This is a genomic window from Streptomyces sp. NPDC058000 (assembly GCF_042886435.1).
Classification (GTDB): domain Bacteria; phylum Actinomycetota; class Actinomycetes; order Streptomycetales; family Streptomycetaceae; genus Streptomyces.
This window is the reverse complement of sequence record NZ_JBHVQS010000019.1, coordinates 1-16,352: the sequence shown is the minus strand read 5'-3', so window position 1 is coordinate 16,352 and position 16,352 is coordinate 1. Positions and strand designations below refer to the sequence as shown.

15 protein-coding genes are annotated in these 16,352 nt (G+C 72.1%); 12 read left to right on the top strand and 3 right to left on the bottom strand.

All coding sequences use genetic code 11. From position 1 onward, the window contains the following. Positions 1-59: 59 nt before the first annotated feature. Positions 60-911, bottom strand: coding sequence for a LysR family transcriptional regulator (locus ACFVT2_RS19925; RefSeq protein WP_390019431.1), 852 nt, complete (start codon positions 909-911; stop codon positions 60-62). 167 nt (positions 912-1,078) lie between these two features. On the opposite strand from ACFVT2_RS19925, the gene ACFVT2_RS19920 reads away from it, so the two are divergent. Beyond that, on the top strand, positions 1,079-2,008 hold the full coding sequence (locus ACFVT2_RS19920; protein ID WP_390019674.1) for a DMT family transporter: 930 nt from the start codon (positions 1,079-1,081) through the stop codon (positions 2,006-2,008). 226 nt (positions 2,009-2,234) lie between these two features. Here the strand turns inward: ACFVT2_RS19920 and ACFVT2_RS19915 are convergent, their stop codons facing one another. Further along, entirely contained in the window at positions 2,235-2,441 is a 207-nt protein-coding gene (locus ACFVT2_RS19915) for a hypothetical protein (RefSeq protein WP_390019428.1), read from the bottom strand. Positions 2,442-2,757: 316 nt separating this feature from the next. Here ACFVT2_RS19915 and ACFVT2_RS19910 point away from each other — a divergent pair, with 316 nt between their 5' ends. Together ACFVT2_RS19910 and ACFVT2_RS19905 are read left to right on the top strand one after the other, a co-directional pair. Further along, complete coding sequence (locus ACFVT2_RS19910; protein WP_390019426.1) at positions 2,758-3,579, top strand: helix-turn-helix domain-containing protein; 822 nt, start codon at positions 2,758-2,760, stop codon at positions 3,577-3,579. Next, on the top strand, positions 3,576-3,767 hold the full coding sequence (locus tag ACFVT2_RS19905) for a DUF397 domain-containing protein (protein ID WP_390019424.1): 192 nt from the start codon (positions 3,576-3,578) through the stop codon (positions 3,765-3,767). Before ACFVT2_RS19910 ends, ACFVT2_RS19905 begins: the two co-directional genes overlap by 4 nt. A 78-nt stretch (positions 3,768-3,845) precedes the next feature. Here ACFVT2_RS19905 and ACFVT2_RS19900 read toward each other — a convergent pair whose 3' ends face one another. Continuing rightward, positions 3,846-4,253: a MerR family transcriptional regulator gene (locus ACFVT2_RS19900; protein ID WP_390019421.1), complete on the bottom strand. Its 408-nt coding sequence runs from the start codon at positions 4,251-4,253 to the stop codon at positions 3,846-3,848. 49 nt (positions 4,254-4,302) lie between these two features. Here ACFVT2_RS19900 and ACFVT2_RS19895 point away from each other — a divergent pair, with 49 nt between their 5' ends. The 9 genes from ACFVT2_RS19895 to ACFVT2_RS19855 all read left to right on the top strand — a co-directional run bounded on the left by ACFVT2_RS19895 (position 4,303) and on the right by ACFVT2_RS19855 (position 16,154). After that, entirely contained in the window at positions 4,303-5,187 is an 885-nt protein-coding gene (locus ACFVT2_RS19895; protein WP_390019419.1) for an NAD(P)-dependent oxidoreductase, read from the top strand. A 217-nt stretch (positions 5,188-5,404) separates the two neighbouring features. Further along, positions 5,405-6,208, top strand: a complete 804-nt coding sequence (locus ACFVT2_RS19890) for a TIGR03084 family metal-binding protein (RefSeq protein ID WP_390019416.1) — start codon at positions 5,405-5,407, stop codon at positions 6,206-6,208. Between the two features lie 74 nt (positions 6,209-6,282). Next, positions 6,283-7,929: an acyclic terpene utilization AtuA family protein gene (locus ACFVT2_RS19885; RefSeq protein ID WP_390019673.1), complete on the top strand. Its 1,647-nt coding sequence runs from the start codon at positions 6,283-6,285 to the stop codon at positions 7,927-7,929. Continuing rightward, positions 7,926-9,524 (top strand): acyl-CoA carboxylase subunit beta, encoded by a 1,599-nt coding sequence (locus ACFVT2_RS19880; protein ID WP_390019413.1) that lies wholly within the window; start codon positions 7,926-7,928, stop codon positions 9,522-9,524. The genes ACFVT2_RS19885 and ACFVT2_RS19880 overlap by 4 nt, the downstream gene beginning before the upstream one ends. Before the next feature lie 96 nt (positions 9,525-9,620). Then, positions 9,621-11,579, top strand: a complete 1,959-nt coding sequence (locus tag ACFVT2_RS19875) for an acetyl/propionyl/methylcrotonyl-CoA carboxylase subunit alpha (RefSeq protein WP_390019670.1) — start codon at positions 9,621-9,623, stop codon at positions 11,577-11,579. A 142-nt stretch (positions 11,580-11,721) separates the two neighbouring features. Then, positions 11,722-12,900, top strand: a complete 1,179-nt coding sequence (locus ACFVT2_RS19870; protein WP_390019411.1) for an acyl-CoA dehydrogenase family protein — start codon at positions 11,722-11,724, stop codon at positions 12,898-12,900. Positions 12,901-13,030: 130 nt separating this feature from the next. Further along, the gene (locus ACFVT2_RS19865; protein WP_390019409.1) at positions 13,031-14,791 is read left to right on the top strand and encodes a 4-coumarate--CoA ligase family protein; all 1,761 of its coding nucleotides are present in this window, start codon (positions 13,031-13,033) and stop codon (positions 14,789-14,791) included. Continuing rightward, positions 14,788-15,540: an enoyl-CoA hydratase family protein gene (locus ACFVT2_RS19860; RefSeq protein ID WP_390019407.1), complete on the top strand. Its 753-nt coding sequence runs from the start codon at positions 14,788-14,790 to the stop codon at positions 15,538-15,540. Before ACFVT2_RS19865 ends, ACFVT2_RS19860 begins: the two co-directional genes overlap by 4 nt. Continuing rightward, on the top strand, positions 15,528-16,154 hold the full coding sequence (locus tag ACFVT2_RS19855) for a TetR/AcrR family transcriptional regulator (RefSeq protein ID WP_390019404.1): 627 nt from the start codon (positions 15,528-15,530) through the stop codon (positions 16,152-16,154). The genes ACFVT2_RS19860 and ACFVT2_RS19855 overlap by 13 nt, the downstream gene beginning before the upstream one ends. Positions 16,155-16,352 lie beyond the last annotated feature (198 nt).

The following is a 16,352-nucleotide window of genomic DNA, read 5'->3' as shown; positions in this document are numbered from 1 at the left end:
GGGCTCGTGTCCGTGCTCCCGGCGACGAGGAATGCCAGGCAGCCGGGCCGGCGGCCGTACTAGCCCATGACCTCGTGGGCCAGGGAAACCAGGTCCGGGATGCGGGGGTGGCCGGGGCCGTCGCGCCAGGCGATCACGACGGGGACGGGCGGGGCGTCGGTCAGCGGGACGTACGCCATCGCCGGGTGCGGATGCATACCGGCGGTGGCGGAGGTGGTGACGCCGACCGCGCGGCCGCCGGTGATGGCGGCGATCCAGTCGTCGGTGTTGCCGATCGTGATCGTCGAGGAGGGGCGGGCGGTGGGTGGCCAGAGGCCGAGGAAGGTGGTCCCGGAGACCGTGTTCAGGGCGATGGTGCGGGTGGCGAGGTCGGCGAGGGAGATGCTGGGGCGGCGGGCCAGCGGGTCGTCGGCGGGGAGGCCGGCCACCCGGGGCTCGGTCGTCAGCTCCTCGGTGACCAGGCCGGGAGCGCTGACCTCGCCGCGGAGGAGGGCCGCGTCCACGTCGCCGCGGGCGAGGCCGGCCGTGCGGTCGTCGATGCGGAGCAGTTCGAGCGGGGTCTCCGGGTGCTCCTCGTGCCAGCGGCGGAGCAGGGTGGTGGTGTCCGCGCCGGCCGCGGACCAGGCGTGGCCCAGGCGGAGCGGCCAGCCGGTGTGCCGCCCGTAGGCCAGGGCGCGGTCGAAGGCGGAGAGCGCGAGGGTGGCCTGGTCGCGGAAGGCGAGGCCGTCCGGGGTGAGCGCCAGGTGGTGGGTGGTGCGGTCCACGAGGCGGACGCCCAGCGCGTCCTCCAGTTGGCGGAGGGTGCGGGAGACGGCGGGCTGGGTGAGGTGGAGGCGTTCGGCGGCGCGGGTCACGCTGAGGGTGTCGGCGATGGCGAGGAAGCAGCGGAAATGACGCAGCTCGATGCTCATGCCTGCGGAGCATAACAACCGGCGAAATCGCATTTCACGTGCGGGAACGTGGGTCGTAGCGTGGGGGTGTGAATGCTTCCTCCGCGTCGTCCGCGGGTTCCTCCGCCGGTTCCTCCCATGGGTCGTCCGGGGCCGATGCGCTCGGTTCCGAGATACCTCAGCCCGTGCTGCCCGCGCCCGTGCCGCCCTCGCCCGAGGTGGTGTCGGCCGAGGTGGAGGCCGCGGCCCGGGGCGTGGGCGATACGGGCACAGCGCGGGCGCGGGGCCGGCTGGTGTCGGTGGGACTGGTCATCGGCGGGATCGTCTCGTTGCAGTTCGGGTCGTCGGTGGCGGTGCTGCTGTTCCCGCGGGCCGGGGCGCTGGGCGTGGTCACGCTGCGGCTGGTCGTCGCGGCGCTGGTGCTGCTGATCGCCTGCCGGCCGAAGGTACGGGGCTACGGGCGGGGCGACTGGGCGACGATCATCGCCTTCGGCGTGGCGCTCGTCGGCATGAACTCGCTCTTCTACCAGGCGATTGACCGCATTCCGCTGGGGGCCGCGGTCACCCTGGAATTCCTCGGGCCGCTGATCCTTTCGGTGGCGACGTCGCGGCGGCTGCTGAGTGTGGTGTGGGCGGCGCTGGCGCTGGGGGGTGTGGTGCTGCTGGGGCGCGCGGGGTTCGACGGGCTGAGTCTGGTCGGGGCCGGGTGCGCGCTGGCCGCGGGTGGGCTGTGGGCCGCGTACATCCTGTTGTCGGCGCGGACCGGGCAGCGGTTCCCGCAGGCGGACGGGTTGGCGTTGGCGATGACGGTGGCGGCGGTGCTGAGTCTGCCGCTCGGGGTGTTCAGTGCCGGGACGGCGCTGCTGAATCCGGTGACGGTGGGGCTGGGGGCGGCGGTGGCGCTGATGTCGTCGGTGATGCCGTACACCCTGGAGCTGCTGGCGCTGCGGAAGCTGCCGGCGTCGGGGTTCGCGGTGATGATGAGCCTGGAGCCGGCTGCGGCGGCCACGGCCGGGTTCCTGGTGCTGGGGCAGGCGTTGGGGTGGGTGGAGTTGGTGGCCATCGGGCTGGTGGTGGTGGCCAGTGCGGGGGCGGTGTTGAGCGGGTCGCGCCGCTGAGGTTTGTGGCCGCCGTACGTTGTCGGCTGTCCCGCCGTGGTGGTTGCGGTGGCCTCGGGTTCCGTCCGGTGGGGGCGGGCGCTGTGCGGGTTCTGTCCGGTGGGTGGGGCCGGAGGGGCTGCCCCGGGGTCCGTCCTCGGTGCGGGCGCTTCTGGTCAGTCAGATGAGGAATGCCCCGGCGTTCGCTCCAGATCCTGCGGGCGCACCCCGGGACATCCCCTCCGGCCTACGCCGTCGCCGACTGCCCGCCGGTGGGCCTGCACGCCGGACACGCACAGGGCGGATAGCGGCCCGGCATGTCGTCGACGAGCCGCATCGGATCGTCGGTCCGCACGACGACCGTACGGAGCGGGGTACGCTCACCGGCCGCCGAAACCCGGTACACGGACAGCGTCATCCGCCGCGGGTTGATCTTCCACGGATTGGTCTTCACCGGGCCCGCCCCCGCTGCATTTCCGTACGCTCACGAATCCACGCGGCCAGCCGGAACACTTCGGAAGCGGAAATTCCGCCCAGTTCGACCCGCCCCCGCTCCAGGACGGGATAACCGCCTCGGAGGGACGGAAAGACGAACCCAGCGCCTGTCAGCGCACACGCCAACTCCTCTGCCGCCCGCTGTCCTTGGGCCAAAGCATTGTCCCCGGATGAGGGGTCTTTCTGATTCATGCCACCTATCGTCGGCATGCCTGCCTAGCCTGAAAAGTAACGGCACGTGTACGGGGAGTGCGCGTAGCCGCACCCGAGGAGGCATGGTGAATGCAGACGGCAATGGGGAGCGGGTGCCGACGGCGCTGCGCGTCTTCGGCGGACAGTTGAAGCTCTTCCGGGAGCTGGCCTCGATGAGTCGAGAGGAACTGGGAAGGCAGCTGGGCTATGCCTCCCACACGATCAAGTCCTACGAGCTCGCCCAGCGCATCCCGGAACCGGCGACGGTGGAGCGCGCGGACGAACTGCTGGGGGCCAAGGGGGTGCTGCGGGCGGCGATTCCGCTACTGGAGGAGGTGCAATACCCGAAGTTCTTCCGGGACCTGCCCAAGCTCGAAAAGAAGTGCACGAAGCGCTACTCGTACGATCCGCACTGCGTGCCGGGGCTGCTGCAGACGGAGGAGTACGCAATCGCGGTGATCGGCTGGTATATCCCGGCCTTCACGGAGGATGAGGTGGCCCGACTGGTGGGCGCGAGGCTCGATCGTCAGGCAATGCTCACCCGCGATGACCGCCCCGCCGTGCATTTCGTCGTCGAGCAGGCCGCGTTGGAGCGTCCGATGGGTGGGCGAAAGATCCACCAGGGGCAAATCGAGAAGCTGTTGGAGTGGGTACAGCTGCGCAATGTATCGATCCAGGTCATGCCGACGAACGTGGCGCATCCCGGCCTGGACGGCGCGATGACCCTGTTGGACATGCCGGACCAGCGCACGGTGGTCTACGTTGAAGGTCAGGCCCACGGACTGCTCGTATCCGACCGCGAGAAGGTCAACCGCATGACGCAGCGCTATGGCATGATCCGAACACAGGCCCTGTCCCTCAACGAATCCTTGCAATTCATCGAGGAGTTGGCTGGTAAGGCATGAAGAGTGAACTTGCATGGATGAAGTCCAGCTACAGCGGCCCGCAGGCCGCCGATTGCGTAGAGGTGGCTTTCCAGCCTCACGTCACGCGAGTCCGCGACTCCAAGGACGCGACCGGCCCCCACCTCACCCTCACCCCCGCCACCTGGACCGCCTTCCTCCGTTACGCGGCAGGCGCAACGCCTCGGTGACGAGGGCGATATCGACGGGGAGGCCCTGGTCGAGTGCCGCCGGTCGAGGCGGTCCGTAAGGCGGGGCGCTTCGACTGATCAGGCGGGGACGGGCTCTTGGTCGGCATGGTCAAAGGGCGGGTAGCTCTTGCTGCCCGTTCGCTCGGCCGCGTCAATGTAGTTGGCAAGAGCGTCGCGGGATTGAGCGAGGCTGTCCATCTGATCGTCCAGTCGCTGTAGCCGTGACTGCATCGCAGCGAGCAACTCGGGGCACCCGGGCAGCTGCGGGGCCTCTCCGACCGCACAGGGCAGCACGTACGCGATGTCCTCGGAGGACAGGCCGGCGCTCAGCAGATGCCGGATCTGCCTGACCCGCAGCACGGCGCTCTCATCGAATTCGCGGTAGCCGTTCGCGCCGCGGTCCGCCTCCAGCAGGCCCTGGGCCTCGTAGTAGCGCAACTGATGGGTGTTGACGCCCGTCCGGCGACCCAGTTCCCCGATCCGCATCAAAACCTCGCTTGACCTTCACACCGGTATCAACGTTGACGATGCTGCCATGAACAACACAACCGAAACACCCGTAACCGTCATCGGCCTCGGACGGATGGGCCAGGCACTCGCCGGCGCGTTCCTCAAAGCCGGGCACCCCACCACCGTGTGGAACCGTACGGCCTCCAAGGCCGACCAGTTGGTGGCCGAGGGTGCCCTGCTGGCGCCAACGGTGGGCGACGCGCTCAAGGCGGGTTCCCTGACGATCGTCTGCGTCACCGACTACCAGGGCATGCACGGTCTGCTCGGCGCGGGCGATATCGAGCTGGACGGGCTGACGTTGGTGAACCTGACCTCGGGTGACTCGGCCCAGGCCCGGGAGGCCGCCCAATGGGCCGAGCAGCGCGGCGCCCGTTACCTGGACGGCGCCATCATGGCGATCCCGCAGGCGATCGGGACCGCTGGGGCGGTGATTCTGCACAGCGGGCCGCAGGCGGACTTCGAGGCGCACAGGACCACACTCGACGCGCTCGGCACTGTCACCTACCTTGGTGCGGATCACGGGCTGGCGTCCCTGTACGACGTGGCGGGCCTGGCCATGATGTGGAGCGTCCTGAACGCCTGGCTCCAGGGCACGGCCCTGCTCAGGACGGCCGGTGTGGACGCCGTGACGTACGCGCCGTTCGCGCGGCAGATCGCCGCCGGGGTGGCCGAATGGCTGCCGGGCCATGCCGAGCAGGTCGACAGCGGCTCCTTCCCGGCCGAGGTGGCGTCGCTGGAGACCCACGTCCGGTCGATGGCGCACCTGATCGAGGAGAGCGAGGCGGTGGGTGTCAACGCCGAACTGCCGAAGTTGATCAAGGCGATGGCCGACCGCGCGATCGCCGCCGGACACGGTGGGGAGCAGTATCCCGTGCTGATCGAGGAGTTCAGCCGACCCCGTAACGACTGACCGATTCCAGCCCCGTAGCGACTGACCGATCCCGGCGCCTGGCTCTGGCGCCGGGCGCGTCGAAGGAGCTCGGCGCGCCATGGCAGAAAATCATGCAGGCGTGCTTGATTGTTTCTGGGGGTGCTGCCACGCTCGGGTCTCGCATCACCGCAGCTGATGTCAACGCGCCCGGCCCGTAAGGGATATGGGCGTCCGGCGTGGATGAGGAGAGCGCGCGATGGCCGATCCGCAGGAGGTTCGGGAGGTCCTTGCGGACCTACGGGCCGAGGGTGAGGAACTGGACGGGCTGGTGGCGGGGCTGCCCGAAGCCGAGTGGGGTCGGGCGACCCCGGCGGCCGGGTGGAGCATCGCGCACCAGATCGCGCACCTGTTGTGGACGGACGAGCGGGCCGTGCAGTCCGCGGTCGACCCCGAGGGGTTCGGGCGGGAGGCGGCGGCGGCGTCGGCGTCGCCCGACACGTTCGTGGACGAGGGGGCGGAGCGGGGGGCCCGGATGCCGCCCGCCGAGCTGCTGGCCCGGTGGCGGGCGAGCCGGGCGGAGCTGTTGGAGGTGCTGGCGGCGCAGCCGGCCGGCGGCAAACTGCCGTGGTACGGGCCGCCGATGAGTGTGGCGTCGGTGGCGACCGGGCGGCTGATGGAGACCTGGGCGCACGGGCAGGACGTCGCGGACGCGCTGGGGGTGCGGCGGGTGCCGACCGCGCGGCTGCGGCACGTCGCCCGGATCGGGGTGCGGGCCCGGGACTACGCGTACGCGGTGCGCGGGCTGACACCGCCGGGGGAGGAGTTCCGGGTCGAGTTGGCCGGGCCCGGCGGCGAGGAGTGGGCGTTCGGGCCGGCGGGGGCCGCGCAGCGGGTCACGGGGACGGCGCTGGACTTCTGCCTGCTGGTGACGCAGCGGGTACACCGGGACGATGTCTCCCTGGTGGCCGTGGGGGCGGACGCCGAACGGTGGTTGGGCATCGCGCAGTCCTTCGCCGGGCCGGCGGGTCCGGGGCGGGCGCCGGGCGAGGTGCGGCGGTGACCGGCGCGCGGGAGCCGCTGCGGATCGGGAACGCGTCCGGCTTCTACGGCGACCGGTTCGAGGCCGTACGGGAGATGCTGACCGGGGGGCCGCTGGACGTGCTCACCGGGGACTACCTCGCCGAGTTGACGATGCTGATCCTCGGACGGGACCGGCTGAAGGACCCGCGGCGGGGGTACGCCAAGACCTTTCTGCGGCAGTTGGAGGAGGGGCTGGGGCTCGCCGTCGAGCGGGGTGTGCGGATCGTGACGAACGCCGGTGGGCTGAATCCGGCCGGACTTGCCGATGCCGTAAGGGAGTTGAGTGACCGGGTCGGGGTTCCGGTGCGGGTCGCGCACGTCGAGGGTGATGACCTGGTGGGGCGGGGGTGGGGCGAGGGAGTGCTCACCGCCAACGCCTATCTGGGCGGTGCGGGGATCGCGGAGTGCCTGCGGGGCGGGGCGGATGTGGTGGTCACGGGGCGGGTGACGGACGCGGCGCTGGTCAGCGGGCCGGCCGCGGCGCACTTCGGCTGGGCGGCGGACGACTACGACCGGCTGGCGGGCGCGGTGGTCGCGGGGCACGTACTGGAGTGCGGGACGCAGGCGACGGGCGGCAATTACGCGTTCTTCGGGGAGTTGGGGGACGTGCGGCGGCCGGGGTTTCCGCTGGCCGAGATCCACCCGGACGGCAGCGCCGTGATCACCAAGCATCCGGGGACCGGGGGCGCGGTCACGGCGGGGACGGTGACCGCCCAACTGCTCTACGAGACGGCCGGTGCGCGCTATGTGGGGCCGGACGTCACGGCGCGGCTGGACACCGTACGGCTGACCGAGGTCGGGCCGGACCGGGTGCGGATCGACGGGGTGCGCGGTGAGGCGCCGCCGGCGACCGCGAAGGTCGGGCTGACCCGGATGGGCGGCTGGCGCAACGAGGTGGTGTTCGTGCTCACCGGGCTCGACATCGAGGCCAAGGCGGCGCTGGTGCAGGAGCAGTTGGAGGACGCGTTGGGGCGGGCCGAGCGCCGTCCGCGCGAGGTGAGGTGGTCGCTGGCGCGGACCGATCACGGGGATGCGGGGGTGCAGGAGGAGGCGAGTGCGCTGCTGCGGCTGGTGGTGCGGGACCCGGATCCGGAGGCCGTCGGGCGGGGGGTGAGCGGGGCGGCCGTCGAGCTGGCGTTGGCCAGTTACCCGGGCTTCCACGTGACGGCGCCGCCGGGGAAGGGCGCCCCGTACGGGGTGTTCGAGGCGGCTTATGTGCCGGTGGGGGACGTGCGGCAGGTGGCGGTGTTGCCGGACGGGGGGCGGGTGGAGATCGCGCAGGTGCCCGCGTCGGCGGCGGCAGGGGAGCCGGCTGCCGCGGAGGTTGTCGTGGAAGGGGAGCTTCCGGCGCCGTTGCCGGCGGGGCCGACCCGGCGGGCGCCCCTGGGGGCCGTCGCCGGGGCCCGCAGTGGTGACAAGGGCGGGTCGGCGAACGTCGGGGTGTGGGTCCGGACGGACGACGCGTGGCGGTGGCTCGCGCATGAGCTGACGGTGACCAGATTCCGCCAACTCCTGCCGGAGACAGGTGAGTTGGAGGTCCGACGGGAGGTGCTGCCGAACCTGCGGGCGCTGAACTTCACCGTCGAGGGGCTGCTGGGGGCGGGCGTCGCGTCGCAGGCCCGGTTCGATCCGCAGGCCAAGGCGCTGGGGGAGTGGCTGCGCTCCCGTCTTGTGGAGATACCGGAGGTGGTGTTGCTGTGACCGTGCTCAGGAGCGCGCTGGACCCGAGCGGTGCCGAGTACGCCGAGCGGCGGGCGGTGATGCTGGGGAAGCTGGACGAGGTGGCGGGGGAACACGCCAAGGCGCTCGCCGGCGGCGGGGAGAAGTACGTCGCCCGGCACCGCAAGCGCGGCAAGCTGCTGGCCCGGGAGCGGATCGAACTGCTGGTGGACCCGGACACGCCGTTCCTGGAGCTGTCGCCGCTCGCGGCGTGGGGCAGCGACTACGCGGTGGGGGCGTCGCTGGTCACCGGGATCGGGGTGATCGAGGGCGTGGAGTGCCTGATCACCGCGAACGACCCGACGGTGCGGGGCGGGGCGAGCAATCCGTGGACGTTGAAGAAGGCGCTGCGGGCCAACGAGATCGCGTTCGGCAACCGGCTGCCGGTGGTCAGCCTGGTGGAATCGGGCGGGGCCGACCTGCCCAGCCAGAAGGAGATCTTCATTCCGGGCGGGGCGCTCTTCAAGGACCTGACGAGGCTGTCCGCGGCGGGCATTCCGACGGTGGCGGTGGTCTTCGGGAACTCGACGGCCGGGGGCGCGTACGTCCCCGGGATGTCGGACCACGTGATCATGGTGAAGGAGCGGGCCAAGGTCTTCCTCGGCGGGCCGCCGCTGGTGAAGATGGCGACCGGTGAGGAGAGCGACGACGAGTCGCTGGGCGGGGCCGAGATGCACGCCCGGACGTCGGGACTGGCGGACTACTTCGCGGTCGACGAGCCCGATGCGCTGCGGCAGGCGCGGCGGGTGGTGGCGCGGCTCAACTGGCACAAGGCGCACGGCGATCCGGGCCCGGCCGAGCCGCCGGCGTACGACGAGGAGGAGCTGCTGGGGATCGTCCCGGGCGACCTCAAGGCGCCGTTCGATCCGCGCGAGGTGATCGCCCGGATCGTGGACGGGTCGGACTTCGACGAGTTCAAACCGCTGTACGGGGCGAGCCTGGTCACGGGGTGGGCCGAGCTGCACGGCTACCCGGTGGGGATCCTCGCCAATGCGCAGGGCGTGCTGTTCAGCGCGGAGTCGCAGAAGGCGGCGCAGTTCATCCAGCTGGCCAATCAGCGGGACATCCCGCTGATCTTCCTGCACAACACCACCGGCTACATGGTCGGCAGGGAGTACGAGCAGGGCGGCATCATCAAGCACGGCGCGATGATGATCAACGCGGTGTCCAATTCGCGGGTACCGCACCTCTCGGTCCTGATGGGCGCCTCGTACGGGGCCGGGCACTACGGGATGTGCGGGCGGGCCTACGACCCGCGGTTCCTGTTCGCCTGGCCGAGCGCCAAATCGGCGGTGATGGGGCCGCAGCAACTCGCCGGGGTGCTCTCCATCGTGGCGCGCGCCTCCGCGGCCGCGAAGGGGCAGCCGTACGACGAGGAGGGCGACGCGGCGCTGCGCGCCATGGTGGAGCAGCAGATCGAAGCCGAATCGCTGCCGATGTTCCTGTCCGGGCGGCTGTACGACGACGGCGTCATCGACCCGCGCGACACCCGCACCGTCCTCGGCCTGTGCCTGTCCGCCGTCCACACCGCGCCGGTCGAGGGCGCGCGGGGCGGCTTCGGCGTCTTCCGGATGTGAGGTTCCATGACCACTGACGATTCCGCGGCGGTGACCGTGACCGGGGCCGACTCCGGGGCGGTGACTACGACCGGGGCTGATTCCGGGGCGGTGCCCATGGCCGGTTCCGGTTCCGGGGCGGCCGGCCGTACCGAGATCCGTTCGATCCTCGTCGCCAACCGCGGTGAGATCGCCCGCCGCATCTTCCGCACCTGCCGGGAGCTGGGCATCGCCACCGTCGCCGTGTACTCCGACGCGGACGCGGACGCCGCGCACGTACGGGAGGCGGACAGCGCGGTCCGCCTGCCGGGAGAGACGCCCGCGGACACCTATCTGCGCGGCGAGCTGATCGTGAAGGCGGCGCTGGCGGCCGGGGCGGACGCGGTCCACCCGGGGTACGGGTTCCTCTCCGAGAGCAGCGCGTTCGCCGCCGCGGTGGCGGACGCGGGGCTGGTGTGGATCGGGCCGCCGCCGACCGCCATCGAGGCGATGGCCTCCAAGACCCGCGCCAAGGAGCTGATGGCGGCGGCCGGGGTGCCGCTGCTGGTGCCGGTCGATCCGGCCGCGGCCACCGCCGGGGAGCTGCCGCTGCTGGTGAAGGCGGCGGCCGGCGGCGGTGGCCGGGGCATGCGCATCGTGCGGGAACTGGCGTCGCTGGCGGAGGAGTTGGCTTCGGCTCGGGCGGAGGCGGCGGCCGCCTTCGGGGACGGGGAGGTGTTCGTCGAGCCCTATGTGGAGGGCGGGCGGCACGTAGAGGTGCAGGTCCTCGCCGACGCCCACGGCGCGGTCTGGACGCTCGGCACCCGCGACTGCTCCCTCCAGCGGCGCCACCAGAAGGTCATCGAGGAGGCCCCGGCCCCCGGACTGCCCGACGCGCTCCGGGACACCCTGCACCGGGCCGCCGCGCAGGCCGCACGGGCCATCGACTACCGGGGCGCGGGCACCGTCGAGTTCCTGGTCTCTCCCGCTGCCTCCGACGGGGGGACCCCCGCCTCCGGCCGGGCGTACTTCCTGGAGATGAACACCCGCCTCCAGGTGGAGCACCCGGTGACCGAAGAGATCTACCGGCTCGACCTGGTGGCCCTCCAGATCGGCGTCGCCGAGGGCCGGCCACTCCCCGCCACGCTGCCCGAACCGCACGGCCACGCCGTCGAGGCCCGGCTCTACGCGGAGGACCCGGCGGCCGGCTGGCAGCCGCAGACCGGCACCGTGCACCGGATCGACGTACCGGACGGCGTCCGGCTGGACTCCGGCATCACCGACGGCGACACCGTGAGCATCCACTACGACTCGATGCTCGCCAAGGTCATCGCCTGGGCGCCCACCCGCGCCGAGGCCGTGCGCAAACTGGCCGGCGCCCTGGAACGGGCCCGGATCCACGGCCCGGTCACCAACCGCGACCTGCTGGTCCGCTCGCTGCGGCACCCCGAATTCGCCGCCGCCACCGGACTGGACACCGGCTTCTACGACCGCAACCTCGACAACCTCACCGGGACCGCCACGGCCGGGGACGGCCTGTCCGCGCTGGCCGCCGCCCTCGCCGACGCGCACGGCCGCTCCCGCTTCGGGGGCTTCCGCAACGTCCCCGCCGGCCCGCAGGTCAAGAGCTACGCCTGCGCGGGCACCACCCACGAGGTCCGCTACCGACTCGGGCGCGCCGGGCTCACCGCCGAGGACTTCCCCGGCATCCGACTCCTCCGCCTGGCCGCGGACCAGGTGGTGCTGGACGTCGACGGGCTCCGGCGGACGTTCACGGTCGCCCGCTACGGCGACCGGGTCCACGTCGACTCGCCGTTGGGCGCCCGCACCCTCACCGCGCTGCCCCGGTTCCCCGACCCCACCGCCCGCACGGAGCCCGGGTCGCTGCTCGCCCCGATGCCCGGCACGGTCGTCCGGATCGCGGACGGGCTGGCCGAGGGCGACCGCGTCACGGCCGGCCAGCCGCTGCTGTGGCTGGAGGCCATGAAGATGGAACACAAGATCACCGCACCGGCGGCCGGCACCCTGACCGCCCTGCCCGCCCGCACGGGACAGCAGGTCGAGGTGGGCACACTGCTCGCCGTCGTCGCCGACTGACTCGGGCCACGTAACTGGCTTACGGGCCACACCCGTTACGCATCGCCGGTCGCCGGTCGCCGGTCGCCGGTTACGGGTCACTCGCCATCCGCCATCCGCATCCGCCATCCGTAGGCACTCACTCACCGCCCCAGGAGCCGTCATGAGCAACGCCCTGAGCAACTCCGTGATCGAGTCCGAGGAACACCGCGCCCTGCGCGCCGCCGTCGCCGCACTCGGCAAGCGCTACGGCCGGGAGTACTTCACCACCGTCGTCGCCGAGGGCAAGCACACCGACGAGCTGTGGCAGGACGCCGCCAAGGCCGGCTACCTCGGCGTGAACCTCCCCGAGGAGTACGGCGGCGGAGGCGCCGGCATCACCGAACTCTCCCTTGTACTGGAGGAGTTGGGGGCGGCGGGCTGCCCGCTGCTGATGCTGGTGGTCTCGCCGGCGATCTGCGGCACGGTCATCGCCCGCTTCGGCACCGAGGAACAGAAGCGCACCTGGCTGCCCGGACTGGCCGACGGCAGCCGCAAGATGGCCTTCGGCATCACCGAACCGGACGCCGGATCCAACTCCCACCGCATCACCACCACCGCCCGCAAGGAGAGCGGCGGCGACTGGATCCTCAACGGGCGGAAGATCTTCGTCTCCGGCGTCGACATCGCCGAGGCGACGCTGATCGTCGGCCGCACCGAGGACGCCCGCACCGGCAAGCTCAAGCCCTGCCTGTTCATCGTCCCGCGCGAGGCCCCCGGCTTTGGCCGCAGCACCGTCCCGATGGAACTCGCCGCCCCGGAGAAGCAGTTCGAGCTGACCCTGGACGACGTACGGCTGCCCGCCGACGCCCTGGTGGGCGACGAGGACGCCGGACTGCTCCAACTGTTCGCCGGCCTCAACCCGGAACGCATCATGACCGCCGCGTTCGCCCTCGGCATGGGCCGCTACGCGCTCGCCAGGGCCGTCGACTACGCCCGCACCCGCCAGGTCTGGAAGGAACCGATCGGCGCCCACCAGGCCCTCGCCCACCCGCTCGCCCAGTGCCACGTCGAACTGGAACTGGCCGGGCTGATGATGCGGAAGGCGGCACTGCTGTACGACGCGGGCGAGGACATGGCCGCCGGCGAGGCCGCCAACATGGCCAAGTACGCGGCGGCCGAGGCCGCCGTCCACACCGTCGACCAGGCCGTGCACACCCTGGGCGGCAACGGCCTCACCCGGGAATACGGGCTGGCGTCGCTGATCACCGCCGCCCGGGTGGCGCGGATCGCACCGGTCAGCCGGGAGATGATCCTCAACTTCATCTCCCACCAGTCCCTGGGGCTGCCGAAGTCGTACTGAGGAAGCGGCCGGTGCGCCGGCCCCGGCACCACCGGGCGCGGCGCACCAACGCCCGCCATACGGGGGGAAGTTCCACCGCCCCAAACCGCCGCCCACCGCCGCCCACCGCCGCACCCAGGGGAAGGGCCCTATGGCATCCAAGGCGTCCCATCACTCCGACCATTCCCACCACTCCGACCGTTCCGACCACTCCCACGGCTCCGTCCACTCCCACGGCTCCCACCGCTCCCACGTCTTCCGCAGTGCGTACCCCGACATCGCTCCCGTGGAGCTGCCGATCCACGAAGCCGTCCTCGGGCGGGCCGCCGAGTACGGCGACCGCCCCGCCCTCATCGACGCGCTCACCGGCGCCACGCTCGACTACGCCCGGCTCGACCACCTCAGCCGCCGCCTGGCCGCCGCGCTCGCCGCATCCGGGCTCCGCAAGGGCGACGTACTGGCCCTGCACAGTCCCAACTCGGTGCTCTTCCCCGTGGTGTGCTACGCCGTTTCGCGCTGCGGGGCGGCGGTCACCACCGTCCACCCGCTCGCCACCGAGGCCGAGTTCGCCCGGCAGCTGACCGACTCCGGGGCGTCCCGGATCGTCACCGTGGCGGCGCTGCTGGACACCGCCCGGGGCGCCGCCCGCCAGGCCGGCGGCATCGCCGACATCCTCCTCTGCGACCGCGCCGAGGGCCACCGGTCCGACCGCTCCGACCGCTCCGACCGGTCCGTCTTCGAGCTGCTCGACGACGACCAGCCGGACCCCGAACCGGAGATCACCCCCGCGACCGACCTGGCCGCGCTCCCGTATTCCTCCGGCACCACCGGCACCCCCAAGGGCGTGATGCTCACCCACCGCAACATCGCCACCAACCTCGCCCAACTGGCGCCCGTGATGGCCAACGGCCCGGGGGACCGCATCCTGGCGGTACTCCCGTTCTTCCACATCTACGGCTTCACCGCCCTGATGAACGCCCCCTTGCGCAACGGTGCCACCGTCGTCGTCCTGCCCCGCTTCGACCTGCGCCAGTTCCTCACCGCGATCGAGCAGCACCGGATCACCGAGGTCTACACCGCACCCCCGATCGTGCTGGCGCTCGCCAAGCACCCGATGGTGACGGAGTTCGACCTCTCCTCCCTACGGCGGGTGCTCTGCGCCGCCGCACCCCTGGACGCCGAACTCGCCGCCACCTGCGCCCGCCGCCTGGGCCTGCCCACCGTCCTCCAGGCATACGGGATGACCGAACTCTCCCCGGCCACCCACGTCGTACCGCCCGACGCGGCCCACCGGCCACCCGGCCACCACCGGGCAACGCCGGCGCCACGCGCCGAAGGCACTCTCCCGCCACCGGGCGCGGTCGGCACCCTCCTGCCCAGTACGGAGCTGCGGATCGTCTCCCTGGAGACCGGGCAGGACCTCGGACCGGGGGAGAGCGGCGAGATCGTCATCCGGGGCCCGCAGGTGATGCGCGGATACCTGGGACGCCCCGCCGAAACCGACGCGATGATCGACCCCGACGGCTGGTTGCACACCGGCGACATCGGGCGGACCGACGGCGACGGCTGGCTGTATGTCGTCGACCGCGTCAAGGAGTTGATCAAATACAAGGGGTACCAAGTGGCCCCCGCCGACTTGGAGGCGCTGCTGCTCGCCCACGAAGCCATCGCGGACGCGGCCGTCATCGGCGTCACCGACCAGGACGGCAACGAGGTCCCCAAGGCGTTCGTCGTGCGCCGGCAGGGGGCCGAACTCACCGCGGACGAGGTCATCGCCTACGTTGCAGAGCGAGTTGCCCCGTACAAGAAGGTGCGCCGCGTGGAATTCCTGGACAGCGTGCCGCGTGCCACCACCGGAAAGATCCTCCGGCGCGAACTCCGCGCCAGGGAAAGGAATTCGACGGCCCGATGACGTACGTGGAGCGCTCCCACGAGCGCGGAATCACCACCCTCACCCTTAACTCCCCCCACAACCGCAACGCCCTCTCCACCCGCCTGGTGACCGAACTGCACCAGGCACTCGCGGCCGCGGCCGCCGGCGACACCGTCCGGGCCGTGGTGCTCGGCCACACCGGCGGCACGTTCTGCGCCGGCGCGGACCTCTCCGAGGCCACCTCCGGCACCGCCAAGGACGGCCCCCTGGGGCTCGCCCGGCTGCTGCGGGCCCTCGTGGAGCTGCCCAAACCGGTCGTCGCCCGGGTGACCGGCCACGTCCGGGCCGGCGGGCTCGGACTGCTCGGCGCCTGCGACCTCTCCGTCGCCGGCCCCGAGGCCACCTTCGCCTTCACCGAGGCGCGGCTCGGCCTCGCCCCCGCGGTGATCTCGCTGCCGCTGCTGCCCCGGTTGGACGCCCGTGCCGCCGCCCGCTACTACCTCACCGGCGAGAAGTTCGGGCCGGCCGAGGCGGCCCGGATCGGACTGGTCACGCTCGCCGCCGACGACGTCGACACCGGACTGGCGCCCCTCCTGGACGGACTCCGCAAGGGCTCCCCCCAGGGACTGGCCGAATCCAAGAAACTCGTCACGGCCGAGGTACTGGCCGCCTTCGACCGGGACACCGACGCGCTCGCCGAACAGTCCGCGCGGCTCTTCGGCTCCGCGGAGGCCCGCGAGGGCATGACCGCCTTCCTCGAACGGCGGGACCCGGCATGGGTGCGCTGACCCCGGCCCGCGGTTCCAAGGAGCCCCAGCAGGAGCGCAGCCGCGCCACCCGGCTCAAGCTCCTGGAGGCCGCCATCGCCTGCCTCGCCGAACGCGGCTGGACCGGCAGCACGGTCTCCGTCGTGGCCGAACGGGCGGGCGTCTCCCGGGGCGCCGCCCAGCACCACTTCCGCACCCGCGAGGACCTGTTCACCGCGGCCGTCGAGCATGTCGCCGAGAAGCGGCAGGGCGCGCTGAAGGCCCTGGCGCACAACCTGCCGCCGACCGGGTCCATCGCCCGCACCTGGATCATCGTCGAGGAACTGGTCGGCCTCTACACCGGCCCGCTGTTCCGGGCCGCCCTGCACCTGTGGGTGGCCGCCTCCGACGAGGAACAACTCCGCGAACGCGTCACCGCCCTGGAGGCCCGGGTCGGCCGCGAGGCGCACCGCACGGCGGTGGCACTACTGGCCGCCGACGAGTCCGTCCCCGGCATCCGGGAGACCGTGCAGGGGCTGCTCGACATGGCCCGCGGCCTGGGCCTGGCCAACCTCCTGACGGACGACACGGCCCGCCGAGACCGAGTCGTGGCCCAGTGGGCCAAGATCATCGACTCCGTCTTGCCGGGGGTTTGACTTCCCACGTTTTTGCGCCTGGCGGCGCGGGCCCTTCGTACGTTGCCGGGTGCGGCACCGTTTCGCCTGCGGCGTGGCTGTTGTCCGCTGCGCGGGGCCGTGCCGTTTCGCCTGGCGGCGTGGGGTGTTGTCCGCTGCGCGGGGCTGTTGGGTGCGGTGTCGGGGCGGAGGGGTCGGTGTGCAGGACTGCTGCGCTTT